The organism is Methylobacterium aquaticum (assembly GCF_016804325.1).
Taxonomy (GTDB): Bacteria; Pseudomonadota; Alphaproteobacteria; order Rhizobiales; family Beijerinckiaceae; genus Methylobacterium; species Methylobacterium aquaticum_C.
This window is the reverse complement of the sequence record NZ_CP043627.1, coordinates 6,587,224-6,610,988: the sequence shown is the minus strand read 5'-3', so window position 1 is coordinate 6,610,988 and position 23,765 is coordinate 6,587,224. Positions and strand designations below refer to the sequence as shown.

Here is a 23,765-nt window from a genome sequence, read left to right as displayed (position 1 = left end):
TCTGCGGGTGGGACAGGCGGCGGGGTGCATGCCACGGTGCGGGCCTGCCAGACGAGACATGCTGGTCCGGATCGCGACGACGCGAACGGCGCTTCTGGCAGACTGCAGAAAAGTGAACGATTTCCGCTTGATCCGTTGAAGAAAGGTAAGACGCGCTCCCCTCTCCCGTGTGGGAGAGGGGCCGGGGGTGAGGGTGGCGACGGTTCAGAAAAGAACTGAGCGATTGAGCCGCCCGCACGATGGCCTGAGCTTTACACGGAAACGCGCCACCCTCACCCCTACCCCTCTCCCACACGGGAGAGGGGATCCCGCGCCCGACTGGTCTCGGAACAGATCAGGCGAAATCCGCATCGCACCCGCGGGCAACCTCCCGAACACCATTGCTCCTCGGTAACCGAACGGCTAAGCTTGCGCCCGACGGTTCCCCTCGGGGATCAAAAGGGAACGCGGTGAGGGCGACGAGCCCGAGGCCGCGGCTGCCCCCGCAACTGTAAGCGGCGAGCCTTCCATCACTCATGTCACTGGGGACCCTCAAAGGTCCCTGGGAAGACGATGGCAGGCGTTGACCCGTAAGCCAGGAGACCTGCCGTCAGCCGTGGTCACACGCGAGCACGTCGGGCGGGGTGTCCTGATGGGTGTCGAGGCGAATGGCGAGGAGCCGTCGCCCCGCTGTCGTTCGCGGTGACGTGCCACAGCCTCGCGCCGTCCCGCCATGCCCGCCGCCCTCTCCGTCCGCCCCGCCGACCGGATGCGCTCGACGCCTCCCGCGGCTCGCCCGGGATTGTTCAAATGTAACTTTATAACGTTACATTTTTGGCGGGAACGGCTACGGACGGGACGACAGCCTGCCCTGGACTCCTTCATGCCCGCGCAACGCGCTCGCCGCTCCACCGCCCTCGCCACCACGATCCTGCTTGCCGCCGCACCGGCCTCCTCCGAGGAGATCGGCCTCGAGCGCATCGATGTCGCGGGTGCCCGCACCCGGGAGGAGGCCGCGCCCGGCCTCAACCTCGCGACGCCGTCGCGCTCCGGGTCCCGCCTCGGCCTCACCCCGTTCGAGACCCCGGGGAGCCTCGACGTCATCTCCGGCGAGACCATCCGGGCCCGGGGCCAGAACACCGTCGAGGAGGCGGTGACCCAGAACGCCGTCGGCATCTCCAGCGTCGCCGGGCCGGGCAACGGCAACCTGTCGTTTGCCAGCCGCGGCTTCGTCGGGCCGGGCTCGGTGCAGCAGCTCTATGACGGCACCCGGCTCTATGTCGGGGTCGGCACCGTCACCTTCCCGTTCGACACCTGGTCGGCGGAGCGGATCGAGGTCCTGCGCGGCCCCGCCTCGGTGCTCTACGGCGAGGGCGCGATCGGCGGCATCATCAACGTGGTGCCGAAGAAGCCGGTCTTTTCCCCGATCGGCGAGGCGCGGGCGGCGATCGGCTCGGACGGCCTGGCGCGGCTCGCCCTCGACACCGGCGGGCCGGTCGGCGAGAACCTGGCCTACCGGTTCAACCTCAGCGGCAACCGGGCCGACGGCTGGGTCAAGCCCGACGGCGACTTCCGCAATCTCGCCCTCTCCGCCGCGGTGACCTGGCGGGCGGCGCCCGATCTGAGCGTCACGCTCTCGCACGACCTCGGCTACAACGAGCCGACCCGCTACTGGGGCTCGCCGCTGATCGGCGGCCGGGTGCCCGACCGGCTGCGCTTCACCAACTACAACATCCAGGATTCGCAGATCGCCTGGTTCGACAACTGGACGCAGCTGCGCGCCGAGTGGAACCCCACCCCGGACATCACGATCCGCAACACCGCCTACCGCCTCTCGACCGAGCGGCATTGGCGCGACGTCGAGCAATACGCCTACCAGCCCGCGACCGGCCTGATCCGGCGCAGCGACTACATCGAGATCCTCCACCACGAGGAGCAGATCGGCAACCGCCTCGACGCGACGGTCCGCGGCAGCCTGTTCGGGTTCAAGACGGCGACGGTCGTGGGCTTCGACGTCAACCACATCGATTTCAGCCGCGACAGCAACGCGCCGTTCGACGGCGAGAGCGTCGTCGATCCGTACAACTTCGCCCAGGGCCGCTTCATCAACGTCGCGGGCACCCGCACCGACATCGTCTCGCGCACCCGCCAGGCCTCGGTCTTCGCCGAGAACCGGCTGGAGCTGACGCCGCAATTCGCCCTGGTGACGGGCGTGCGCTACGACGTGCCCCGGGTGGCGGTGAACCGGCCGCTCGCGGGCGCCGCCTTCGAGAAGACCTTCGACTCGGTGAGCACCCGCGTCGGCGCCGTCTACAACCCGACGCCCGACCTCGCCCTCTATGCCCAGTACGCCACCGCCGCCGATCCCCTGAGCAACCTGATCACCACCAGCGTGGCGCAGGCGCAGTTCCAGCTCGCCACCGGCGAGCAGGTCGAGGCCGGCGCCAAGGGCCTGTTCGACGGCGGGCGCGGCGAGTGGACCTTCGCCGCCTACCACATCCGCAAGGACAACCTGCTGAGCCCGGTCCCCGACCGGCCGACGCAGGTGGCCCCGGTCGGCAGCCAGTCCTCCCGCGGCGTCGAGGTCGCCTTCGCCTACCAGCTGTCGGACGCCTGGCGCATCGAGGCCAACACCGCCCTGCTGCGGGCCCGCTACGATGCCTTCGCGCAGAACACCGATGCCGGCCTGGTGTCGTTCGCCGGCAAGGTCCCGGTCGACGTGCCCCAGCGCGTGACGAACGTCTGGCTCTCCTACGCCTTCGCATCGGGCTGGATGGCGCGGCTCGGGATCAACGATGTCGGGCCGGTGTTCAGCGACTTCGCCAACACGGTGAAGCGGCCCGGCTACACGCTCCTGAATGCCAGCCTGGACTGGCAGGTGACGCCGACCTCGCGCCTGTCGCTGCGCGGCTACAACCTCACCGACCAGATCTACGCGGTGCGGGGCAACGTCAATTCCTGGCTGCTCGGCCGCCCGCGCTCGGTCGAGCTCGCCTATCACGTCACGTTCTGATGAAGGGGCTCGTCAAGCGCCTGAAGCGATGGCTGCATCTCGGCCATCGCTGGCTCGGCATCGCGACGGGGCTCTTCGTCGTCGCCTGGTTCGTCTCCGGGCTGGTGATGCTGACCGTCGGCTTTCCCGGCCTCACCGCGGCGGAGCGGGTCGCGGCCTTGGCCCCGCTCACCCTTGAGGCCGTGCGGCTGACGCCGCAAGGCGCGCTGGAGCGGTCGGGCAGCGCGCAGTTTCCCGCCCGCCTCGCCCTGGCGATGCGGGGATCCGAGCCCACCTACTGGATCACGCACGCCGACGGGCGCCGCCAGGCGCTATCGGCGGTGACCGGGGAGACCGTCCCGCCGCTCGACGGGACGAGCGCCGCGGCGCTCGCCGCCACCCATCCGGCGGCGCGCCACGCGACCGATCTCGGCCCCGTCACCCGCGACCGGTGGACCGTGACGGCGCGCTTCGATCCGCTGCGGCCGTTCCGGGTCGTGGCTCTGGGCGATGCGGCCGGGACCGAGCTCTACCTGTCGGTCGCCACGGGCGAGCTCGTTCTCGACACGACCCGGACCGAGCGGGTGTGGAACTGGGCCGGCGCCCTGATCCACTGGATCTACGTCACGCCGCTGCGCGCCCGGGCGGGTCTGTGGCAGGACGTGGTGCTGTGGGTCTCCGGCGCCGCTCTCGCCGGCGCCGTCACCGGCTACGCCCTGGGCTTCGTCCGGCTGATGCGCGGCCGGCTCACGCCGTATCGCGGCTGGGCCGCCTGGCATCACCTCGCCGGCGTGGCGGGCGGCCTCGTCGTCGTCACCTTCCTGCTCAGCGGCTGGCTGTCGATGAACCCGCGCGGCTGGTTCGGGCCGCGGATGCCCGACGCCGCCATGCGGGCGGGCTATGCCGGGCAGACCGCCCCCGTCTTCCCGACCGGCCTCGACGACCTCGCGCGGGCACCCGCCGGCACGCGCGAGATCGATTTCGCCTGGATCGGCGGAAAACCCCTCGTCGTCGCCACCGGCCCCGGCGGCGCAGCCCCGTGCTGCGGCACGGACCTTACCCCCGACACGATCGTGGCGGCCGCTCGCGCGATGCAGCCGGGGACGCCGCCCCGGTCGGTGACCCGGCTCGAGGCGCCGGATGCCTACTGGTACGACCGCCACGGCGCCCCGCCCCTGCCGGTCCTGCGGCTCGCCTTCGACGATCCGGCCGGAACCTGGTTCCACATCGATCCCGCCACCGGGACGATCCTGGGGCGGACCGACCGCAGCGGGCGAGCCAATCGCTGGCTGTTCGACGCCCTCCACACCCTCGATGCCGGCCCGCTGGCGCAACACCCGACCCTGCGGCTGACGGCGATCGTCGCCCTCAGCGCGCTCGGCCTGGTGATCGCGGGCAGCGGCGCGGTCCTCGGCTGGCGCCGCCTGCGCCGCCCGTGAGCAGACAGCTCTTTCCCGCTGCCCGCGGCGCGTGAAAGCAAGAGATTCCGCGTCCAATACCGGGCGGACGACGACGCGACCTCGCTTCTGCCGGATCCGTTCGGTCGGGGACCGCCGGGCGCCCCCGTTTCACGGGCACACCGTTTCGAAGTCCAGCGAATACGCTGGCTCATCTCGCGGCGGCGTTCGCGAAGACCGCGGATGCACGCGATGCGGCCGCATCGCGGTTCATCGGCGGCGCTTGGGCCGCCGGAATGATGGACTCGAGCGCGATCGACTACGTTAACCGAGTGACGTGTAGAGTTTGGCTGTCCCGAAAATGCCGGGATCGGGCCGGCGCCGCGACGCGCAAAATGCAACCTGAACTACCCCAGGTTGTGGCTTCCCATATGGTCTTGCGCCGGACCCGGTCTGCCGGCACGTCGACGTGTCGGCGCAGCCTTCGTCACGCTCGTAGGCTGCTATAGAATTCAGCCTATACCATCAGAAATCGGGGCAAATCGGCAAACAACTTATCAGTTGGGGCGACGGTCATTTCAGCTATACCATTGCGATAGCGCGCAGAAGAATGGTAATCGCGCTCCGCGATTTAGATAACGATAACTTTTCGGGCGATATAGTGACCGGGATCGAAGCCGCTGGACGAGCCGGGATGGCCCTGCACCTCAAGCAATTTCCCAGATTCCTGGCAGAGCGCCGCGGGCCGGTGATCTTCGGCCTGATCGTGGTGGCGATGCTGTGGGTCGGCGTGGCGGCCAAGCACGAGAACGACGTCAGGACCGCGTTGCAGGATTCCGAGCGCACCACGCACAATTTCGCGATGGTGTTCGAGGAGAACGTGCTGCGCTCGATCGGCGAGATCGACAAGTCGCTGCTCTACATGCGCCGCAGCATCGAGAGCCGCGCGGGCAAGGAGGATTACGCGACGATCGTCAACACGACCGATCTCCTGAGCGAGATCATCGTGCAGGTGGCGATCATCGGGCCCGACGGGATCATGCGGGCGACCAATGCCGGCCCGCAGCCGGCGCCGGCGACCGACCTCAGCGACCGCGACCATTTCCGGATCCACCTCGAGAGCACCGACGATGTGCTCTACATCAGCCGTCCGGTGATCGGGCGGGCGAGCGGCCGGGTCTCGGTGCAGATCAGCCGCCGCTTCCGCGGGCCGGACGGGGAGTTCGGCGGCGTGGTGGTGGCCTCGCTCAACCCGAGCCACCTGACCCGGTTCTACGACAAGATCGACCTCGGCACCCCGGCCTCGATCTCGCTCATCGGCAGCGACGGGGTGGTGCGCTCCAGCGGCGGCGTCGGCGGCGGCTTCGGGGTCGGGGCCGACCTGACCCGGACCGAGACCTACCGGAAGATCCAGTCCGGCCGGTCGGGCACCTTCACCCTCGACATGCCGGACGGGGCCGAGAGCCGGCTGGTGACGATCCGCAAGGTCCGCGAGCACCCCCTCTGGGTCAGCGTGAGCGTGCCGGAGAGCGAGATCTACAAGGATTCCCGCGCCACCCTGCGGATGGATGCCGTGATGGCGGCCCTGCTGACGCTGCTGGTCGGGATCGCGGTCGAGAAGCTGCTGCGCATCGAGGCCAAGCGCTCCGAGGCCGAGGCCCGGGTGGTGCGGCTGGCCTCCCTCGATCCCCTGACCGACCTGCCGAACCGCCGGGTGTTCCGCGCCTCCCTCGAGGCGATGGCGGAGGCGGCGCGGGCGACGCCGGAGGCGACCTATGCGGTTCTGTTCCTCGACCTCGACCGCTTCAAGATCGTCAACGACACCCTCGGCCACAAGGTCGGCGATCACCTGCTCCAGGCGGTGGGCGAGCGGCTCTCGGCGGTGCTGGTGCCCGGCCAGCTCCTGGCCCGCCTCGGCGGCGACGAATTCGCCCTGCTGGTGCCCGCCGCTGGCGACCGGGACGCGATCGAGGCCCTGGCCCGGCGCATCGCCGAGGCGGTGCTGCCGCCCTTCGAGATCGGCAGCCACCAGATCCGCTCCAGCGTCAGCATCGGCATCGCGGTCGGGCCCGCGGACGGCACCTCCGCCGACGACCTCCTGATCGCCGCCGACCTCGCGCTCTACGCCGTGAAGGGAGGCAAGCGCGGCACCTTCCGGTTCTACGACCGGCAGATGAGCGAGGGGCTGGAGGAGCGGCGCCAGATCGAGGCCGACCTGCGCCGGGCGATCGAGCGGGGCGAGCTGGAGCTGCACTACCAGCCCTCCGTCATCCTCAGGACCGGCGAGATCGCCGGGTTCGAGGCGCTGGCGCGCTGGCGACACCCGGAGCGGGGCAACGTGCCGCCCTCGCTGTTCATCGCGATCGCCGAGGAATGCGGCCTGATCCACGCGCTGGGCGAGTGGGCCCTCGAGGAGGCCTGCCGGCAGGCCGGGACCTGGCCCGAGCGGCTGAAAATCGCCGTCAACCTGTCGCCGGTGCAGTTCTCGGGGCCGGACCTCGTCGGGATGGTGCGCGGGGTGCTGGGGCGGACCGGCCTGCCGGCCCACCGCCTCGAGCTCGAGATCACCGAGCAGATGCTGCTCGACAGCGGCGAGGCGACGCTCGCCATCCTGCGCGACCTGAAGGCGCTGGGCCTGCACGTGGCGATGGACGATTTCGGCACCGGCTACTCCTCGCTCAACTACCTGAGGAGCTTCCCCTTCGACCGCATCAAGATCGACCGCAGCTTCGTCACCGGGCTCGGCACCGGTGCGCAGAACGCCGCGATCGTCCGCGCCGTCATCGACATCGCCCGGGTGCTCGGCATGCGCACCACCGCCGAGGGCATCGAGACCGCCGACCAGCAGCGGGTCCTGGCGCTGCTCGGCTGCGACGAGGTCCAGGGCTACCTGTTCAGCCGCCCGGTGCCCGCCGCGGAGGTGCGCACGCTGATCGGCCGCTGGTGCCCCGAGAACCAGAAGGCCAAGACGCTGGCGGCGTGACGACCCTGGCGTGACGACCCTGGCGTGACGACCCTTGCGGCGCGATCGGCTCACGCGGCGACCGTCACCAGGGTCGCCGCGTCGAGGTCGAAGCTCCCGTCCGGGCCGATCGCGAAATGCGCCCTGACGATGTCGGGCGCCCGCTCCTGGAGCGAACGGATCGCCTCGGCGTGGAGTGCGGGTGTCCGGGTCCGGGCCGTCCAGGCCGGAAACTCCATCCGCAGCCGCCGCATCGTGACGCCCTCGACCGCCAGGCCCGCGCGCGCCAGGGCCGAGACCAGCTCGGCCGTGGTGGCGTTGCGGACATGCGAGGCGTCGCGCAGGAGCTCGATCGCCTGCAGGTGGCTGTCGAGGACGCGGTCGGCCGGCGCGACCGTATCGATGAGGACGGCCCGGCCGCCGGGCTTGAGGACGCGGCGCGCCTCCCGCAAGCCGGCCTCCAGATCCTGCCAGTGATGGGCGCTGAAGCGGCACAGGACGAGGTCGAACGACGCGGCCGCGAACGGCAGCGCCTCCGCCGCCGCCTGCCGGACGGTGAGGTTGGCCAGGCCGCGCTCCGCCGCCGTGGCGGCGACGGCGTCGAGCATGGCCTGGGTGATGTCGCAGGCGACCACCTCGGCGACGTGGGGCGCCACCCGGTAGCCGACATGGCCGCCGCCGCAGCCCAGGTCGAGCACCCGGGCGGTGCGCGCGCCGCGGACGATCTCCTCGACCTGATCGAGGTCGGCCCCGGCACTGTGGACCGCGCTGGTGACGTAGTCCGAGGCCCGAACGCCATATTCCTGGGCGACGAAGGCGTGCTGCGTTGTCATGGGGGTGCTCCGCTGTGGCGCCATCACCCTGATCCCGTCGTCATGCTGGTACAAGTTGGCCGGATATCCTGGTATATCCGCCACCCGCATGACCCTGCCCGTCGACCAGCGCCGTCGCCTCGGCGCCTTCCTGCGCGCCCGCCGCGAGGCGCTGGCCCCTGCGGCGATCGGGCTGCCGACCGGCCGCCGGCGCACGCCCGGCCTGCGGCGCGAGGAGGTGGCGCAGCTCAGCGGGCTCAGCACGACCTGGTACAGCTGGGTCGAGCAGGGACGGGACATCGCCCTGTCGGCACCCGCCCTCGCCCGGCTGGCGGAGGCGTTGCGCCTCAGCCCGGCGGAGCGCGCCTACCTGTTCGAGCTGACGCGGCGGCGCGACCCCGCCGCGCCCGCGACGCGGGTGCCGGATGCCGCGCCGCCCGAGCTGCTCGACACGCTTCACGCCCTGTCGGCGCCGGTCTACCTCCTCGACCGGCTGTGGCAGGCCCGCGGCTGGAACGCGGCCGCCGGGCGCCTGTTCGCCCCCTGGCTCGACAGCGGCGAGCCCTGCCTTTTGCGCTTCGTGTTCCTGCACGCGGCGGCGCGCCGCTTCATCCACGATTGGGAGGACCGCGCCCGCCGCCTCCTCGCCGAGTTCCGGGCCGATACCGGCCACAACCCGGACGATCCCGCGATGGACGACCTCGTCCGCGATCTGCGCGGGCGCAGCGCCGAGTTCGCGACGTTCTGGAACGATCATGCGGTTCTGGCGCGGGAAGGGGGTCTGCGGACGTTCGATCACCCGCAGGATGGAACCTCGCGCTACGAACAGGTCACCTTCGTTCCGGCGAGCCGGCCGGATCATAAGCTCGTCGTGCTGTTGCCGCGGTCGTGCGGCGAAGGCTTGCGCACGCAGCCGGTCGATAGTCGGGTCGAGACCCGATCGACTTGACCCTGCGAAGGGCTGCGCGCGACCGTCGGCGGCGGATGGAACCCCTCGTGACGGGGGCCGACCCTGAACGGCCGCGGCGACCATCGCCACCGCGTTCGACGGCGTCGCGGGAGCTCGCCGGATTCAGGCCCTCGGCACCGGCGCCATGCTCGAACGCGACCGCCATGCTGCATTCGGCCGCAACGGCACACAACACTTTGCTCAGGTTCCGCAGGCAGTTTCTCCCCGCTGCGATGGGAGGCTGGACGGCGGTGATGCGGGTTGTCTCAGGTGATGACGAGCGGGCGAGGACCGTTCAGCTCGCCGACGTTCTCGGGGCGCTCAGCCATGCGCTCGACCTGACGGAAGGTCAGCCGGTCGGTCATTGCGTCCGCGCGACCTGGATCGGCTTCCATATCGGCCGGAAGATGGGCCTGCCGGACCTGCAGCTGTGGGAACTCTACCACACGGTCATGCTGAAGGATCTGGGCTGCTCCAGCAACGCCGCGCGCATCTGCGAACTGTATCTGTCCGACGATCTCAGCTTCAAGCGCGACTTCAAGACGGTCAGCGACAGCCTGCCCAAGGTGCTCGGCTTCGTCTTCTCCCATACCGGGTTGAAGGCGGGCTTGGCCGAACGGTTCCGAGCCGTGCTCAACATCCTGCAGAACGGTGGGGCGATCGTCGACGACCTCATCCAGACCCGTTGCCAGCGCGGGGCGCAGATCGCCCGCCAGCTCCGTTTTCCGGCCAGCGTCTGCGAGGCCATTCACGCCCTGGACGAGCACTGGAACGGTGCCGGCCGGCCGGACCGTCTCGCGGGACCGGCCATCCCGCTCTACGCCCGCATCGCCCTCCTCGCCCAAGTGGTCGACGTGTTCCACACCGCAGCCGGCCCCGCCGCGGCAATGGCCGAGATGCGCGGTCGCTCGGGCACGTGGTTCGATCCCGAGGTCGTCGCCTGCTTCGAGAGGGTCGCCACCGAACCGGGCTTCTGGGAGACGCTGGCCTCGGAGGAGGTCGAGGCGGCGGTGCTCGCGTTGGCGCCGGTCAGCCCGATCGTCGTCGACGAGGACTATCTCGATGACATCGCCCGCGCCTTCGCACAGATCATCGATGCCAAGAGCCCCTTCACCTCCGGCCATTCCGAGCGTGTCGCGGTCTATTCCGACATGATCGCGGCCGAACTCGGCTACACGCCGGAGCGTCGCCGCTGGTTGAAGCGGGCCGCCCTCCTGCACGACGTCGGCAAGCTCGGGGTCTCGAACGCCATCCTCGACAAGAACGGCAAGCTGGACGAGGCGGAGTGGCAGGACATGCGCAACCACGCGGCTCTGTCCGAGACCATTCTGGCCCGGGTCCCGGTGTTCCACGAGATGGCCTCTATCGGCGGCGGACATCACGAGCGGCTGGACGGCAAGGGCTATCCGCGCGGGCTGACGGGCGACGAGATCGCCCCCGAGACCCGCATCGTCTCGGTCGCCGACGTCTTCGACGCCCTGACTGCCGACCGGCCCTACCGGGCGGCCATGCCGCTGGAGAAGGCGCTGGGTCTCATGCGCGCGGATCTCGGCACCGCATTCGACCCGACCTGTTTCGCCGCGCTGGAGCGGGTGCTGGCCGCGATCGAAGGCGATCTCGCTCGGGCGGCGTGAGAAAACCCAATCAGCCTCACCGCGCGAAAGGCTCCTTTCCAGCCTCGACGGCCCTTCGCACGGCCAAACCGTGGGGTTCCGCCCCGGGGGCGGACCCCTTCCTCACCCCGCGAAATCCCGCGACAGCCCGAGCGCCACCGGCCTGTGCAGCCGATGGACCTCGGGGCGGGACAGCCGCACCGGCCCGCTCTCGCGCCCGCGCATCCAGGCCTCGACCCAGGCCGGCATCCGCGCCGCGTGCCCCCGCCGCATCACGGTCTCGTGCCACAGGAGCAGGGCGCCGGCCGCCACCACGATCACGCCGCCGACGACGAGGTGCGCATTCGGGACCTCGCCGAAGGCGAGGTAGCCCAAGCCCATGCCCCAGACCAGCATCAGGTAGTAGAACGGCGACACCGCGGTGGCCGGCGCCGAGGCGAGTGCCCGGGTCCAGAGATACTGCGCCCCGACATTCGAGGCGCCGAGCAACCCGAACAGGACGGCATCCGCCCCGGTGGGCCAGCGGAAGCCGAAGACCAGCAGCAGCGAATGCGCCGCCGCCATCACGGCCATCTGCCAGATCAGCAGGGTCGAGGCCTTCTCGGTCTTGGCCATGCCGCGCACCGCCACCGTGACGGTGCCGTACATCACGGCGTTGCCGAGCGCGAACAACGCCCCGACCTGGAGTGAATCGGCGCCCGGATTGGTCACCACCAGCACGCCGAGGAAGCCCACCAGCAGCACGCCCCAGCGCACCGGGTCCGACGCCTCCTTGTGCCAGAGGATCGCCACCACGGCGGCAAAGAGCGGCGCCGAGAAGCCGATCGCCGTGACGCCGGCGAGCGGCATCAGGCCGAGCGCCAGCACCGTCAGCGTCTGGGAGATCGCCTGCGACAGCCCGCGGCCGAGATGGGCCCCGGGCCGCTTGGTGCGGAACACCCCGAGCCCCGTCGCCGGCAGCAGGAACGCGCAGACCAGGCCGAAGGCGATCGAGGAGCGCAGGAACATCACCTCGCCGACCGGGTAATGGGCGACGAGGTGCTTCGAGAAGGCGTTCGACAGGGTCAGCAGCACGGTCGCGCCGATCATCAGCGCGATGCCGCGGGGGACGTTGTCGGCCGGGCGGGCGGCCTCGGCCGGCCGCGCATCCACGGCCGACGCGCGCGTGGCGCTCTGCATGGCGTGTCTCCGGGGCAGGCGGATCAGGCGGCCGGCCCGGAATCCGGCTCGGGGACGATGAACCAGGGCTTCACCCCGACGCCGCGGCGCAGGGAGTACATGTAGAAGATCGGCATGGTCGCCGGGAACAGGTCGCGGAACTCGCTGCCGTTGAAGGTGACGAACACCGCCTCGGGGAAGGCCGCCGCCACGGCGCGCTTCTCGACCATGTTCATGCGGTGGTAGTCGAGGGCGCCCTGCTCGGTGGAGCCCTCGCCGCGATACCACTTGGCCGCGCAGGCGATCAGGCTCGCCAGGATCGCGCCGGAGGGCTCCTCCTCGGGGGTGTCCGCCCCGATCTCGCGGGCGAAGGCGACGACGTCGCTGAGCCGGGTGCTGGCGAAGCCGCGGGCTTGCGCCGCGGCATCGATGGCGCCGAAATAGGCATCCGCCGCCGCGGCCGGGTGTCCGTTCAGCGCCGCATGGGTGTCGGTGAAGATCAGCCGGAAGACCGCCCCCGGCGCATAGGCCTGGCGCACCCGCTCGGCGAGCTGGCCGAGATAATCGAGGCAGGCGAGATCCGGCGCGGCGATTTCGGCCCGCGGGCCCTTGCCCCAGTACAGCACGAATTCGAGCGGCCGCCCGGCCCGCATCGCCGCCTCGACCGCAGGCACCAGCCGCTCGGGATTGCCGGGCTGTTCGCGCTTGAATGCCCAGGTATTGAACGACTTGATGATCAACTCGGGATTGAGCGACCTGGTTGACGTCGCGCCGTTCCGAACTTTCTTTCGTGTCGATGCCATGTCGAACGGCAGCGGCGCGGCTTCGATGATGCCGGCGTCGCTGGGATAGGCCGATTGCATGTCCTTCACCCCTGTCTCGCGTCCCAACGTAAAGCCGGAAATAAACTTTTCTAGCTTCGGCATGATGGCGGCCTGCTCATCGTCCCGCGATGCGCGATAAGGGCGTTAACGACTTACTAAAGTCAATCGAGAATCTAACAGAAGGTTAATACGCTCACAGCAATTGTTATGAATTCACGGGGGCGGCGGGCCGGGGCTGGACGCTCCGCTCGGCGGCACGGCGTAGGCCGCCCGGCCCGCACGAGCCCTGCCGCATTGGACGCGATCTTGCCTTACGATAGCGGCGGCCCCGTCCGGGGGGCGCAGGCGGGAGGCGCGCGAGAACGCTCATGGATCTCGACAGCATCACGGAGGTGGTGGCGCCCCGCAGCCGCGCCGCCCTGCCGGCCTGGCGCCCGGGCGATGCCTGGCTCGCCGGCGGGACCTGGCTGTTCTCGGAGCCGCAGGAGGGGGTGAGCCGGCTGGTCGACCTGCCCTCCCTCGGCTGGGAGGCCTACGCCCTGACGGAGCGGGGCCTCGCGATCGCCGCGACCTGCACCATCGCGGCCCTCGACCGGATCGAGCTGCCGGCCGCTTACGCCGCAGCACCCCTGATCGGGCGGTGCTGCCGGGCGCTCCTCGGCTCGTTCAAGATCTGGAACGCCGCGACCGTCGGCGGCAACGTCTGCCTGGCGCTCCCCGCCGGACCGATGATCGCGCTGGCGGTCGCCCTCGACGGCACCGCCCTGATCTGGACGCCGGAGGGCGGCGAGAGGACCTTGAGCGTCCGCGACCTCGTGACGGGGCCGCAGGCGACGGCGCTCGCGCCCGGCGAGATCCTGCGGGAGATCGCCCTGCCGGCGGCGGCGCTCAAGCGACGCGCCGCCTTCCGGCGCCTGTCTCTCAGCCCCAACGGCCGCTCCGGCGCACTGACCATCGCCACCCTGGACGCCTCGGGCGCCTTCGCCCTCACGGTGACGGCCGCGACCCGGCGCCCGGTGCGGATCGACGTCGCCCACCTGCCGGAGGCCGGGGAGCTGGCGGCGGCGCTCGCCGCCGCGATCCCCGACGATCTCTGGTACGACGACGTCCACGGGGCGCCGGACTGGCGCCGCCACGTCACCGGGCTCCTGGCCGAGGAGGCCCGGGCCGAACTCGCGGGAGGCGGCGCATGAAACCGGCGAGCATGAGGCTGACGGTCAACGGAACGGTCCAGGAGGCCGCACCCCGGGCCGGGCAGTGCCTGCGCACCTTCCTGCGCGAACTCGGCTGGTTCGGGGTCAAGAAGGGCTGCGATACGGGTGATTGCGGCGCCTGCACGGTGCATGTCGACGGCGAGCCGCTACATGCCTGCCTGGTACCGGCCTTCCGGGCGGCGAACCGCAGCATCACCACGATCGAGGGGCTGGCCGGCCCCTGCGCGCCGGGGGACGGCGTGCCCGACAGCCTCCACCCGGTCCAGGCAGCCTTCGTCGCCGCGCAAGGCTTCCAGTGCGGCTTCTGCACCTCCGGGATGGTGATGACGGCGGCCGCCCTCGACCAGGGCCAGCGGCGCGACCTGCCGGCGGCGCTGAAGGGCAATCTCTGCCGTTGCACCGGCTACCGGTCGATCGCTGACGCGATCGACAACATCGCCGACGCCACCGACAACATCGCCGACGCGATCGCGGGCATCGACGGCCAGGTTCCAGCGTTCCGCCCGGCGCCCTGCGAGCACAGCCCGCCGGCCCCCGCCAGCGCCGCCATCGTCAGCGGCCGGGCGCGCTACACCCTCGACCTCACCGTTGCCGGCAGCCTGCACCTCAAGGTTCTGCGCTCGCCCCACGCCCATGCGCGCGTGCTGCGCATCGACGCGACGGCCGCGCTCGCCCTGCCCGGGGTGGTGCGGGTGCTGACCCATGCGGATGCGCCGGACCGGCTGTTCTCCACCGCCCGGCACCAGAACCCCGCCGACGATGCCAGCGACACGCGGGTGCTCGATTCGGTGATGCGCTTCGTCGGCCAGCGCGTCGCGGCGGTGGTCGCCGAGAGCGAGGCGGCGGCGGAGGCCGGCTGCCGCGCCCTGATCGTCGAGTACGAGGTGCTGCCGGCCTGCCTCGATCCCGAGCGGGCGCTCGCTCCCGACGCGCCGCTCGTCCACGGCGTGCGGCCGACGGGCGAGGACGCGCCGCCGCTCCATCCCCATCCCAACCTCGCCGCCGAGGCGCATGGCGAGATCGGCGATGTCACGGCCGGCCTCGCCGCGGCGGACGTGGTGCACGAGGGCACCTACCGCTCGCAGCGGATCCAGCACGCCCATCTCGAGACCCATGCGGCGATCGGCTGGCGCGATCCCGACGGGCGCCTCGTCATCCGCTCCAGCACCCAGGTGCCGTTCCTCACCCGCGACGCCCTCTGCGCCCTGTTCGATCTCCCGCGCGATGGGGTTCGGGTCGAGTGCGGCCGGGTCGGCGGCGGCTTCGGAGGCAAGCAGGAGATGCTGACCGAGGACCTGGTGGCGCTCGCCGTGCTCGCCACCGGCCGGCCGGTGCGCTGGGAACTGACCCGCACCGAGCAGTTCACCGCCACCACCACCCGCCACCCGATGCGGGTGCGGGTGCGCCTCGGCGCCCGCCGCGATGGCACCCTGACGGCGATCGACCTTCAGGTCCTGTCAAATACCGGCGCCTACGGCAACCATGCCGGCGGCGTGCTGCATCACGGCTGCAACGAGGTGATCGCGGTCTATCGCTGCGCCAACAAGCGGATCGACGGCTACGCCGTCCACACCCACACCCTGCCAGCCGGCGCGTTTCGCGGCTACGGCCTGAGCCAGACCATCTTCGCGGTCGAATCCGCCATGGACGAGCTCGCCCGGGCGCTCGACCTCGACCCGTTCGAGTTGCGGCGGCGCAACGTGGTCCGCCCCGGCGACCCGATGGTCTCGACGAGCCTGGAGCCGCACGACGTCCGGTACGGCAGCTACGGCCTCGACCAGTGCCTCGACGCGGTGGCCGTCGCCCTGGCCGAGCCCCTCCCCCCGCCCCGCCGGGCTGGCGCACGGGCTCGGGCATGGCGCTCTCGATGATCGACACCATCCCGCCGCGGGGCCACTTCGCCGAGGCCCGGATCGCGCTCGGGGAAGACGGGCTCTACGCCCTGCGCGTCGGCACGGTGGAGTTCGGCAACGGCACCTCGACGGTGCACGGCCAGATCGCCGCGGAAGTCTTAGAAACCACCCCGGACCGCATCGCCCTCCGCCAGGGCGACACCGACGCGGTCGGGCACGATACCGGCGCCTATGGCAGCACCGGCATCGTGGTGGCGGGCCAGGCCACGTTACGGGCCGCGGAGAGCCTGGCCGCGATCCTGCGCGACCGCGCGGCTGCCCGGCTCGGGCTCGATCCCGCCGCCTGCCGCCTCGACGGCGACGCGGTCACGGCCGCCGACGCCCGGGTGGCGCTCGCGGAGCTCGGCCCCGCCGAGGCCGTGGGGCAGGCCGACGGCAGCCCGCGCTCGGTGGCGTTCAACGTCCAGGGCTTCCAGGTCGCGGTGCATCCGGGGACGGGTGAGCTGCGCATCCTGCGGAGCGTCCACGCCGCCGATGCGGGCCGGGTGATGAACCCGGTTCAGTGCCGCGGCCAGATCGAGGGCGGCGTCGCCCAGGCGCTCGGCGCCGCGCTCTACGAGGATCTCCGGATCGACGGCGATGGCCGGGTCGCGACCCCGTCCTTCCGCACCTACCACATCCCGGCCATCGCCGACGTGCCCCGCACCGAGGTGATCTTTGCCGCCACCCACGACGCGGTCGGGCCGCTCGGCGCCAAGTCGATGAGCGAGAGCCCGTTCAACCCCGTCGCGGCGGCCTTGGGGAACGCCATCCGGGACGCGACCGGCGCGCGGCTGACCGCGACGCCCTTCGCGCCCGACCGGATCTACCGACAGATCAGCCAGAGCGCTGAGGAGGAGCGATGGACCTGAAGCGCGACGACGGCCTGACCCGGCCCAACGGATTTCTGGAGCGCACCTTCGCGCTCTCGGCCCACGGCACGACCGTGCGCACCGAGATGCTGGCCGGGCTGACCACCTTCCTGACGATGGCCTACATCGTCTTCGTCAATCCCAACATCCTGGGCGATGCCGGGATGCCCAAGGGGGCGGTGTTCGTCGCCACCTGCCTCGTCGCGGCGATCGGCTCGCTGGTGATGGCTTTCTACGCCAACTACCCGATCGCGCTGGCGCCGGGCATGGGGCTCAACGCCTACTTCGCCTACGTGGTGGTGCTCCAGATGGGCTACACCTGGCAGGCGGCTTTGGGCGCGGTGTTCATCTCCGGCCTGTGCTTCATGGTCGTCACGCTGACGGGGTTGCGACGGATCATCGTCGAGGGCATCCCCCGCTCGATGCGCATCGCCATCACGGTCGGCATCGGGCTTTTCCTGGCGATCATCGCACTCAAAAGTGCCGGGGTGGTGACGGCGAGCCCGGCGACCTTCGTGACGCTGGGCGACCTGCACAAGCCGAGCACGGTGCTGGCGGTGCTGGGCTTCCTGATCGTCGCGGTGCTCTCGGTGCGCAAGGTCCGCGGCGCGCTGCTCGCCGGCATCCTCACCGTCACGGCGTTGAGCTTCATCGTCGCCGACAACACCTTCCAGGGCGTCGCCTCGCTGCCGCCCTCGATCGCCCCGACCCTGTTTGCCCTCGACATCAAGGGCGCCCTGTCGGGCGGTCTCCTCAACGTGATCCTGGTGTTCTTCCTCGTCGAATTGTTCGATGCCACCGGCACGCTGATGGGTGTCGCCAACCGGGCGGGGCTGCTGACCGAGGGCAAGATGGAGCGCCTCGACAAGGCGCTGATGGCGGATTCGTCCTCGATCTTCGTCGGCTCGCTGCTGGGCACGTCGAGCACCACCGCCTACCTCGAGAGCGCGTCCGGCGTCGAGGAGGGCGGCCGCACCGGCCTCACCGCCGCCACGGTGGCGGTCCTGTTCCTCGCCTGCCTGTTCTTCGCGCCGCTCGCCGGCTCGGTTCCGGCCTACGCCACGGCGCCGGCCCTGTTCTACGTCGCCTGCCTGATGCTGCACGAACTGGTCGATCTCGACTGGGACGACCTGACCGAGGTGCTGCCGGCCTGCGTGACGGCGCTGCTGATGCCCTTCACCTACTCGATCGCCAACGGCGTCGCCTTCGGCTTCATCACCTACGCGGTGATCAAGCTGCTCACCGGGCGGTTCCGGGAGGTGAAGCCGGTGGTGTGGGTGATCGCCGGGGTGTTCCTGTTCAAGTTCGTCGCAACGGGGAGCGCGCACTGACGGGCGCGACGCATCTGTACCCTCCCCCCTCTGCGGGGGAGGGTGCCCCGCGGATGCGGGGCGGGAGAGGGGAACCACGCTTCCGGAAAGGGAGCGACCATGGTGACGGGCGCCACCTGGAACAGCGTCGCGCTGCCCCTCTCCCGGCCCCTGCTGACGCAGGGACTACCCTCCCCCGCAGAGGGGGGAGGGTTGAGCGATGCGCCAATCCCCGAATCGATTCAGTACTTCCGCACTAGGCTCACCAGCCTTCCCTGGATCCGCACCCGGTCCGGCCCGAGCACGCGGGTCTCGTAGGCCGGGTTGGCGGCTTCCAGCGCAATCGACGAGCCGCGGCGGCGCAGGCGCTTCAGGGTCGCCTCCTCGTCGTCGATCAGGGCCACGATGATGTCGCCGGTATTGGCGGTCTCCTGGCGGCGGATGACCACGAGGTCGCCGTCGAGGATGCCGGCCTCGATCATCGAATCGCCGCGCACCTCCAGGGCGTAATGCTCGCCGCTGGCCAGGAAGTCCGGCGACATCGCCACCGTACGGCTCTGGCTCTGGATCGCCGAGATCGGCGTACCGGCGGCGATCCGGCCCATCACCGGCACGCTGACCGAGTGACCGTTCTCGTCCGAGGCGGTCGCCATGGCGGGGATGCCGGCTTGCCGCTTCGGCTCGTGGGCACGCCCACCCTCGACCACGCTGGGGTTGAACCGCACCACCTCGGCCCCGGGGGCGGGCGCGGCCTGCGCCGGCCCCGTCACCGTGTCGGGCAGGCGGATCACCTCGATCGCCCGGGCCCGGTTCGGCAGGCGGCGCAGGAAGCCGCGCTCCTCCAGGGCGGTGATCAGGCGATGGATGCCCGATTTCGACTTGAGGTCGAGGGCGTCCTTCATCTCGTCGAAGGACGGGGGAACGCCCGTCTCCCGCATCCTCTGCTGAATGAAGCGGAGCAGGTCCAACTGCTTACGCGTGAGCATGTGACACTCTCATCCCCGCGCTGCCGCGCTCCGGAAACAAATCGCGAACATGGTAAGCGTTCCGCAAGTGTTCCGCAAGCGGGTTCGAAAAGGCGGCGCGAAGGGTGGGCGCGTCGAAGCTTTTTGGCGGCGGGCGATCGGAGATGTTTGGCGACAGCTTCGGAAAACTCTCACTATATCAACAACTTATTCCGATGCCGATTGGTAAGGCGAGGTCGCAGGGCACTCCGCCGCCAGATATCTGTAACATGCTGCGAGCACGCGTTTTCCCGTGCAACATGCGCCGGATCAAGCGCGCTCTCCCTGTGGCTATCATCGGCTCGCCGGACCTTTACAGGGCCGTGAGGGCTGGGCTCGTGGCCCAAGGCACCACTCTCGATAAGGAGCGGGTCGCTAAAGGCGTCAACAGACAAACTGTCGATAAAGCCCCCAAAGGGGAACGTCGTAGCAAACGCAGCCAAGCAATCATCAACGAATTGATGGCCGCAGCCCTGGACGTTGAAGAGGGGCAACCGTGAAAAATTCTACGGCGCCGCTGGAATCGCGCAGGCTGCAGGGATCACCCGGCAAGCATTCCATAAGGTCTGCCGACGATTTCACACAGGACGGACCACGCCCTGGCGGGGTGTCGTTCCCGAAATTCGGACGGCGCATGGTCAAGGTGGCCGCTCTGGTCAGATCTGCGAAGTTCGCTTCGACAGCCTTCCGCATGAAATTCAAGCCCGCTTGACGGAGCTTCACGGCCCCGTCGAAGCCCCCTTGAAGCGCGATGATGCTACATCGACCGAGTGCCAGTAGCGCCATGCACTGATCCGACCTGCCCCTACTGCGCCCAAGCGCTCGATGGAACGGGCCCGCATCATCAAGGACATCGCCAGCCGCGACCACATCAACCCCAAGGGTCGGCGCGAACGCGTCGCCAAGCCGGATTCGCCCGCGAGCACCTGCGCCGCATCGCCCGGCGCGAGGTGAAGGATGAAGAAGTTCACGGTCCCAATCCCGAGCATCACTACCGCCATCTGGGGGAGCCGCCGCGCCCAGAAACGCCGTCCCGTCGTCGCGCGCGTCACCGGCTTGGTTGCTCTTCGTGTCGGTGCCGCGGGCGCTGCTTGTGTCGGTGCCGCGGGCGCTTGTCCCCGTGTCGAACCAGGCGTGCTTCAGCGAGCCGTAGATCCGGTCGCCGCGGGTGACCACGTCCTTCAGGTTGGCCGCGTGGAGCGAGAAGAAGCGCAGCTCGATCAGCGAAATCGATGGTAGGTCGCGCTGCACGATCTGCTGGAACTGCTTGAGATCGCGACCCGGGCGGCCGGGTCCGGCTCGGCCTGGGCCTGGACCTTGGCGATCAGCCCGTCGATCTCCGGGTTGCGGTAGCCCGAACCGTTGGTCCAGGGCGTGTTCTTGCCGATCCAGCCCAACCGATAGGCCCGCGTCACCCCGACCTGCGGATCGGAGAAAGCGGCGAACCACGTGCTCGAGATGTCGAAGTCGCGGTCGCCGTAGACGCGCCGGGTGAAGGCCGCGGTGTCCTGGCTGCGGATGGTCACGTCGATGCCGACGCGCTTCAACCCCTGCTTCAGGTACTCCCCGGTCCGCTTACGTCGCCGCCGTAAGGGAGGAAGTCGTGGGTAAGCGAGAAGCGGATGCCGTCCGGCCCGCACTTGAACCCGGCCTCGTCGAGCAGCGCCTCGGCGCGCCTCACGTCGAACGGATATTGCGGCACGCTATCGTCGTGGAAGGCGGCGAGCGTCGAGGCGACCTGGCTGATCGCCGGCTTGCCGAAGCCGGACCAGACGATGTTGGCGATCGCCGCCGTTCAGCCGCCGTGAACCGGTACGACGGAGCCACGGTACTTCTCGCAGATGAAGGTCGCGACCTCGGGCGAGGCGAGGAGCGCCGAGAGGTGCTGCACCCACGGGTCCTTCTCCGGGACCTGCGTGGTGACGAAGATGTTGGCGTAAGGGTTGTTCTCGGCCTTCTCGAGCGCCAGCGCGTCCTTCGCCGGGGTTAGGCCTGCCTCGAGCGCGTAGTTGCCGTTGATGACCGCGAGCGTCACGTCGTCGATGGAACGCGGCAATTGGGCGGGGCGACCTGCACGAGGGCGATCCGCTTCGGGTTGTCGGCGATATCCGACGGCGTTGCGAGCTGGCCGTCCTAGAGGCCGGCTCTTAGGCTGATTAGGCCGTCTGCCTGCAACAGGTTCAAGGCGCGGCTGAGATTCGTCGCGTTGTTGGGCAGGGCTACGGTGGCGCCGGCCGGCACGTCGGCGAGGCTCTTCACCTTGCGCGAGTAGATCCCGAGCGGCTCGATATGGGTGGCGGCGATCACCGCGAAGGTGGTGCCGATCTGGCCCCCTCGGTGTGCAGGTAGGGCGCATACTGGAAGAAGTTCGCGTCGGCGTCGCCGTTGAGGATCAGGGAGTTCGGCCGGATGTCGCCGGAGATCTCGATGATCTTGATGTCGAGACCGGGGGCGAGCTTCTCCTTCACGAAGCGCAGGATCTCGGCATGCGGCACCGAGGAGGCGGCGATCCGCAACGGTGCGGCGAGAGCGGCGCCAGAGAGGAGCGAGAGAGCCGCGGCAGCGAGCAGGGTGCGTCTGTCAAAGGCAAGCATGGTTCCGTCCCGTGGAAGAGGTCCGAAAAGCGCCGCGTCCCGCATCCGGACCTATGCCGACGAATGCAGGATCGTTCCTCACAAAGAACGCTTGGCAACGGACGAAGGAGCAGAGCTTGTCGCGGAAACCGGCTCACGGGACAAGGCCCCGCAGATATAAGAGTATCAACAAGTGAAATTTGAAATAAACGCACTAAATCAATTATCAGGAGAGAGTCCGCCTCCAACTAAATCGTTCTTCAAAAAGAATATTTTCATTGACTTGAGGCTGCGATGGAGTGGAGCATGCCGATCCCGCGCCGCGCCCGAACCCGATGCGCGGGTGCCGCCACGGCCGGGCGACTCCGGCCGAGCGCACGGCCTCCCGCTCTCCTCAAGTTCGAGGCTTGTCATGCCGGACCGCCGCCAAGCCCTCGCCTTCCTGTCCTCGATGAACCGCCCCGGATTTCCCGGAGGCTCCAACTTCTGAGAGTCCGTTTGGAAAGTCTGACATCAGTATATTTAAAGGTTATGCGGAATGGCAGCACGTCGTGAATGGCTTGATGGCTCGGCCGTGGTTTGGACCAAAGAGAATAGGGCGCGGTATGACCGCCGCAACCAGAGATATCCGAGCGATCTGACGCCGGACGAATGGCGCGAATTGGAGCCATTCCTGTCCATCGCTCAAGGGATCGGCAGGCCACGGACCTACAGCCTTCAGGAGATCATCAATGGCATCCGCTACGTGCAGCGGTACGGCATCCCGTGGGATGCCATGCCCAAAGATCTCCCGCCGTCCAGCACCTGTTACGACTACTGGCGAGCTCTGGTCGATGGCGGTCACTTGGATCGCATCAACCATCATCTCGTGATGCGTGACCGTGAGCAAGACAGGCGCGAGGCCAGTCCGACCCTCGCGATCATCGATGCTCAGTCGGTCAAGTGCGATGCCCCGCAAGGCGAGCGCGGCTATGACGCGGGCAAGAAAGTGCTCGGCCGCAAGCGACACCTGGTGGTGGACAGCGGCGGGCGTCTGTTGGCCGTCAGCGTGACACCGGCCAACGTCCAGGATCAGGATGGAGGCCTCGCCTTGGTCAAGCGCCTGGTGCGCCTCTATCCTTGGGTGGAGACCATTGTCGTCGATGCCGTTCAGTCTGGGTTGAAGCGGGCGGTCGAGGTCGTCCTTCGACCGGAGGGGGCGAAGGGCTTTGTTCTTCTGCCAAAGCGGTGGAAGGTCGAGCAGAGCATAGCCGCTCTCACGGGCTCGCGGCACCTCAAGACCGACAACGAAACGCTCCTCCATGTCTCGGCAGGTGCGATGCTGTTCGCATCAATCGGCCGATTGCTCGCGTCAATTACTATGGGTTAACTCTTTCCTAACGGACTCTCAAGTCCGCTGGTCAGGTCGAGCTCGCGAGCGTTGCATCTGCTCTAGACTGGCGCCGTACCGAGATTCTTCTTCGACACGCGAATACTGCGTATCTTGACTACGAGCGAGCGAAGACGAGGTGAAGCGCTGGTCAGGTCATCGTCCATCAACGCCTGATGGGCTTCCGGTGAGTAGCGTGGTGTAGCTGCTTGTGGTCCACCACGATGACCGGCAGGGCCGGACTGATCAGACTGCGAGGTTTGGCAGGCTGACGAGGGGATCATCGTCGATCGGGGCGATGCGGTGGTTCTGGCGCACCTTCACGTAGGTGGCGTCGATCCAGAGATAGGGCCACTCGCCCTCGATCGGCCGGTCGAGGAAGGCGTTCACCCGCTCGTCGATCTCCTGGCACAGCCGGCTGACCTGGCTCTTGGAGATGCCCGTCCCGCCCAGCGCCTGGACCAGATCGTCGACCGCGCGGGTTGAGATGCCCTGGACGTAGGCCTCCTGGATCACCGCGGTCAGCGCCTTCTCGGTCATCCGACGTGGTTCCAGGAAGCTTGGGAAGTCGCTCCCCGTCCGCAGCTTCGGGATGCGCAGCTCGACGGTGCCGGCCCGCGTCTGCCAGTCCCGGTCACGGTACCCGTTGCGCTGGGCCAGCCGCTCCGGGGCCTTCTCGCCATGGGCCGCGCCGGTCAGGCCGCCCACCTCCAGTTCCATCAGACGTTGCGCGGCAAAGCCGATCATCTCGCGCAGCACGTCCGCGTCGGCGCTCTTCTCAGCCAGCGCCCGTAGGCTCATAACGGCATCGGTCATCGGAGGTCTCCCGGGTTCGGGGTTGGTGG

19 protein-coding genes, 2 pseudogenes and 1 riboswitch are annotated in these 23,765 nt (G+C 69.3%); of the genes and pseudogenes, 10 read left to right on the top strand and 11 right to left on the bottom strand.

Translation table 11 applies throughout. From position 1 onward, the window contains the following. Positions 1–401 precede the first annotated feature (401 nt). Positions 402–605, top strand: a riboswitch (cobalamin riboswitch). Between the two features lie 257 nt (positions 606–862). From F1D61_RS30545 to F1D61_RS30535, 3 genes are all read left to right on the top strand, one after another. Beyond that, entirely contained in the window at positions 863–2,992 is a 2,130-nt protein-coding gene (locus F1D61_RS30545) for a TonB-dependent receptor (protein WP_203155672.1), read from the top strand. Further along, entirely contained in the window at positions 2,992–4,410 is a 1,419-nt protein-coding gene (locus F1D61_RS30540) for a PepSY domain-containing protein (RefSeq protein WP_203155671.1), read from the top strand. Before F1D61_RS30545 ends, F1D61_RS30540 begins: the two co-directional genes overlap by 1 nt. Positions 4,411–5,062: 652 nt before the next feature. Next, entirely contained in the window at positions 5,063–7,351 is a 2,289-nt protein-coding gene (locus F1D61_RS30535) for a putative bifunctional diguanylate cyclase/phosphodiesterase (protein ID WP_203155670.1), read from the top strand. A 50-nt stretch (positions 7,352–7,401) separates the two neighbouring features. Here the strand turns inward: F1D61_RS30535 and F1D61_RS30530 are convergent, their stop codons facing one another. After that, entirely contained in the window at positions 7,402–8,163 is a 762-nt protein-coding gene (locus F1D61_RS30530; protein WP_203155669.1) for a class I SAM-dependent methyltransferase, read from the bottom strand. An 88-nt stretch (positions 8,164–8,251) separates the two neighbouring features. Between F1D61_RS30530 and F1D61_RS30525 the strand changes: the two genes are divergently transcribed. Together F1D61_RS30525 and F1D61_RS30520 are read left to right on the top strand one after the other, a co-directional pair. After that, complete coding sequence (locus tag F1D61_RS30525; protein WP_203155668.1) at positions 8,252–9,091, top strand: helix-turn-helix transcriptional regulator; 840 nt, start codon at positions 8,252–8,254, stop codon at positions 9,089–9,091. Positions 9,092–9,345: 254 nt separating this feature from the next. Further along, complete coding sequence (locus tag F1D61_RS30520; RefSeq protein ID WP_203159350.1) at positions 9,346–10,725, top strand: HD-GYP domain-containing protein; 1,380 nt, start codon at positions 9,346–9,348, stop codon at positions 10,723–10,725. A 102-nt stretch (positions 10,726–10,827) separates the two neighbouring features. Here the strand turns inward: F1D61_RS30520 and F1D61_RS30515 are convergent, their stop codons facing one another. Both F1D61_RS30515 and F1D61_RS30510 read right to left on the bottom strand, forming a co-directional pair. Beyond that, complete coding sequence (locus tag F1D61_RS30515) at positions 10,828–11,883, bottom strand: DMT family transporter (RefSeq protein ID WP_203155667.1); 1,056 nt, start codon at positions 11,881–11,883, stop codon at positions 10,828–10,830. Between the two features lie 23 nt (positions 11,884–11,906). Further along, positions 11,907–12,734, bottom strand: coding sequence for a hypothetical protein (locus F1D61_RS30510; RefSeq protein ID WP_203155666.1), 828 nt, complete (start codon positions 12,732–12,734; stop codon positions 11,907–11,909). 320 nt (positions 12,735–13,054) lie between these two features. Here F1D61_RS30510 and F1D61_RS30505 point away from each other — a divergent pair, with 320 nt between their 5' ends. From F1D61_RS30505 to F1D61_RS30495, 3 genes and pseudogenes are all read left to right on the top strand, one after another. Beyond that, on the top strand, positions 13,055–13,879 hold the full coding sequence (locus tag F1D61_RS30505) for an FAD binding domain-containing protein (RefSeq protein ID WP_203155665.1): 825 nt from the start codon (positions 13,055–13,057) through the stop codon (positions 13,877–13,879). A gap of 11 nt (positions 13,880–13,890) precedes the next feature. Continuing rightward, positions 13,891–16,664 (top strand): annotated as a pseudogene (locus F1D61_RS30500) (molybdopterin-dependent oxidoreductase). Beyond that, positions 16,655–17,995 carry an NCS2 family permease gene (locus tag F1D61_RS30495; RefSeq protein WP_203155664.1) on the top strand — a complete coding sequence of 447 codons (1,341 nt, stop codon included), beginning with the start codon at positions 16,655–16,657 and terminating at the stop codon, positions 17,993–17,995. Before F1D61_RS30500 ends, F1D61_RS30495 begins: the two are co-directional and overlap by 10 nt. 221 nt (positions 17,996–18,216) lie before the next feature. Here F1D61_RS30495 and lexA read toward each other — a convergent pair whose 3' ends face one another. Then, positions 18,217–18,960 carry a transcriptional repressor LexA gene (lexA, locus tag F1D61_RS30490; protein ID WP_203155663.1) on the bottom strand — a complete coding sequence of 248 codons (744 nt, stop codon included), beginning with the start codon at positions 18,958–18,960 and terminating at the stop codon, positions 18,217–18,219. A 104-nt stretch (positions 18,961–19,064) separates the two neighbouring features. Here lexA and F1D61_RS30485 point away from each other — a divergent pair, with 104 nt between their 5' ends. Then, entirely contained in the window at positions 19,065–19,478 is a 414-nt protein-coding gene (locus F1D61_RS30485) for a hypothetical protein (RefSeq protein WP_203155662.1), read from the top strand. Between the two features lie 219 nt (positions 19,479–19,697). Here the strand turns inward: F1D61_RS30485 and F1D61_RS35495 are convergent, their stop codons facing one another. The 6 genes from F1D61_RS35495 to F1D61_RS34885 all read right to left on the bottom strand — a co-directional run bounded on the left by F1D61_RS35495 (position 19,698) and on the right by F1D61_RS34885 (position 21,572). Continuing rightward, on the bottom strand, positions 19,698–19,949 hold the full coding sequence (locus tag F1D61_RS35495) for a hypothetical protein (RefSeq protein WP_203159392.1): 252 nt from the start codon (positions 19,947–19,949) through the stop codon (positions 19,698–19,700). A gap of 249 nt (positions 19,950–20,198) precedes the next feature. After that, positions 20,199–20,525, bottom strand: coding sequence for a hypothetical protein (locus F1D61_RS30475; RefSeq protein WP_203155661.1), 327 nt, complete (start codon positions 20,523–20,525; stop codon positions 20,199–20,201). An 8-nt stretch (positions 20,526–20,533) separates the two neighbouring features. Continuing rightward, positions 20,534–20,725 (bottom strand): hypothetical protein, encoded by a 192-nt coding sequence (locus tag F1D61_RS35160; RefSeq protein ID WP_348649473.1) that lies wholly within the window; start codon positions 20,723–20,725, stop codon positions 20,534–20,536. 48 nt (positions 20,726–20,773) lie between these two features. Then, positions 20,774–21,034 (bottom strand): MetQ/NlpA family ABC transporter substrate-binding protein, encoded by a 261-nt coding sequence (locus F1D61_RS34895; protein ID WP_281437029.1) that lies wholly within the window; start codon positions 21,032–21,034, stop codon positions 20,774–20,776. Positions 21,035–21,111: 77 nt separating this feature from the next. Beyond that, positions 21,112–21,285 (bottom strand): MetQ/NlpA family ABC transporter substrate-binding protein, encoded by a 174-nt coding sequence (locus F1D61_RS34890; RefSeq protein WP_281437028.1) that lies wholly within the window; start codon positions 21,283–21,285, stop codon positions 21,112–21,114. Further along, complete coding sequence (locus tag F1D61_RS34885; RefSeq protein WP_281437027.1) at positions 21,282–21,572, bottom strand: MetQ/NlpA family ABC transporter substrate-binding protein; 291 nt, start codon at positions 21,570–21,572, stop codon at positions 21,282–21,284. The genes F1D61_RS34890 and F1D61_RS34885 overlap by 4 nt, the downstream gene beginning before the upstream one ends. 517 nt (positions 21,573–22,089) lie before the next feature. Between F1D61_RS34885 and F1D61_RS30460 the strand changes: the two genes are divergently transcribed. After that, a complete protein-coding gene (locus F1D61_RS30460) occupies positions 22,090–22,920 on the top strand; it encodes an IS5 family transposase (protein ID WP_203155659.1) in 831 nt (276 codons plus the stop codon). Positions 22,921–23,208: 288 nt separating this feature from the next. Here the strand turns inward: F1D61_RS30460 and F1D61_RS30455 are convergent. Continuing rightward, positions 23,209–23,736: pseudogene (locus F1D61_RS30455) on the bottom strand (transposase); the annotation flags it as partial. Between the last annotated feature and the right edge of the window lie 29 nt (positions 23,737–23,765).

Coding starts and splice junctions, on each gene's coding strand:
- F1D61_RS30545 (WP_203155672.1), top strand. CDS start 863: ATGCCCGCGCAACGCGCTCGCCGCTCCACCGCCCTCGCCACCACGATC.
- F1D61_RS30540 (WP_203155671.1), top strand. CDS start 2,992: ATGAAGGGGCTCGTCAAGCGCCTGAAGCGATGGCTGCATCTCGGCCAT.
- F1D61_RS30535 (WP_203155670.1), top strand. CDS start 5,063: ATGGCCCTGCACCTCAAGCAATTTCCCAGATTCCTGGCAGAGCGCCGC.
- F1D61_RS30530 (WP_203155669.1), bottom strand. CDS start 8,163: ATGACAACGCAGCACGCCTTCGTCGCCCAGGAATATGGCGTTCGGGCC.
- F1D61_RS30525 (WP_203155668.1), top strand. CDS start 8,252: ATGACCCTGCCCGTCGACCAGCGCCGTCGCCTCGGCGCCTTCCTGCGC.
- F1D61_RS30520 (WP_203159350.1), top strand. CDS start 9,346: ATGCGGGTTGTCTCAGGTGATGACGAGCGGGCGAGGACCGTTCAGCTC.
- F1D61_RS30515 (WP_203155667.1), bottom strand. CDS start 11,883: ATGCAGAGCGCCACGCGCGCGTCGGCCGTGGATGCGCGGCCGGCCGAG.
- F1D61_RS30505 (WP_203155665.1), top strand. CDS start 13,055: ATGGATCTCGACAGCATCACGGAGGTGGTGGCGCCCCGCAGCCGCGCC.
- F1D61_RS30495 (WP_203155664.1), top strand. CDS start 16,655: ATGGACCTGAAGCGCGACGACGGCCTGACCCGGCCCAACGGATTTCTG.
- lexA (WP_203155663.1), bottom strand. CDS start 18,960: ATGCTCACGCGTAAGCAGTTGGACCTGCTCCGCTTCATTCAGCAGAGG.
- F1D61_RS34885 (WP_281437027.1), bottom strand. CDS start 21,572: ATGCTTGCCTTTGACAGACGCACCCTGCTCGCTGCCGCGGCTCTCTCG.
- F1D61_RS30460 (WP_203155659.1), top strand. CDS start 22,090: ATGGCAGCACGTCGTGAATGGCTTGATGGCTCGGCCGTGGTTTGGACC.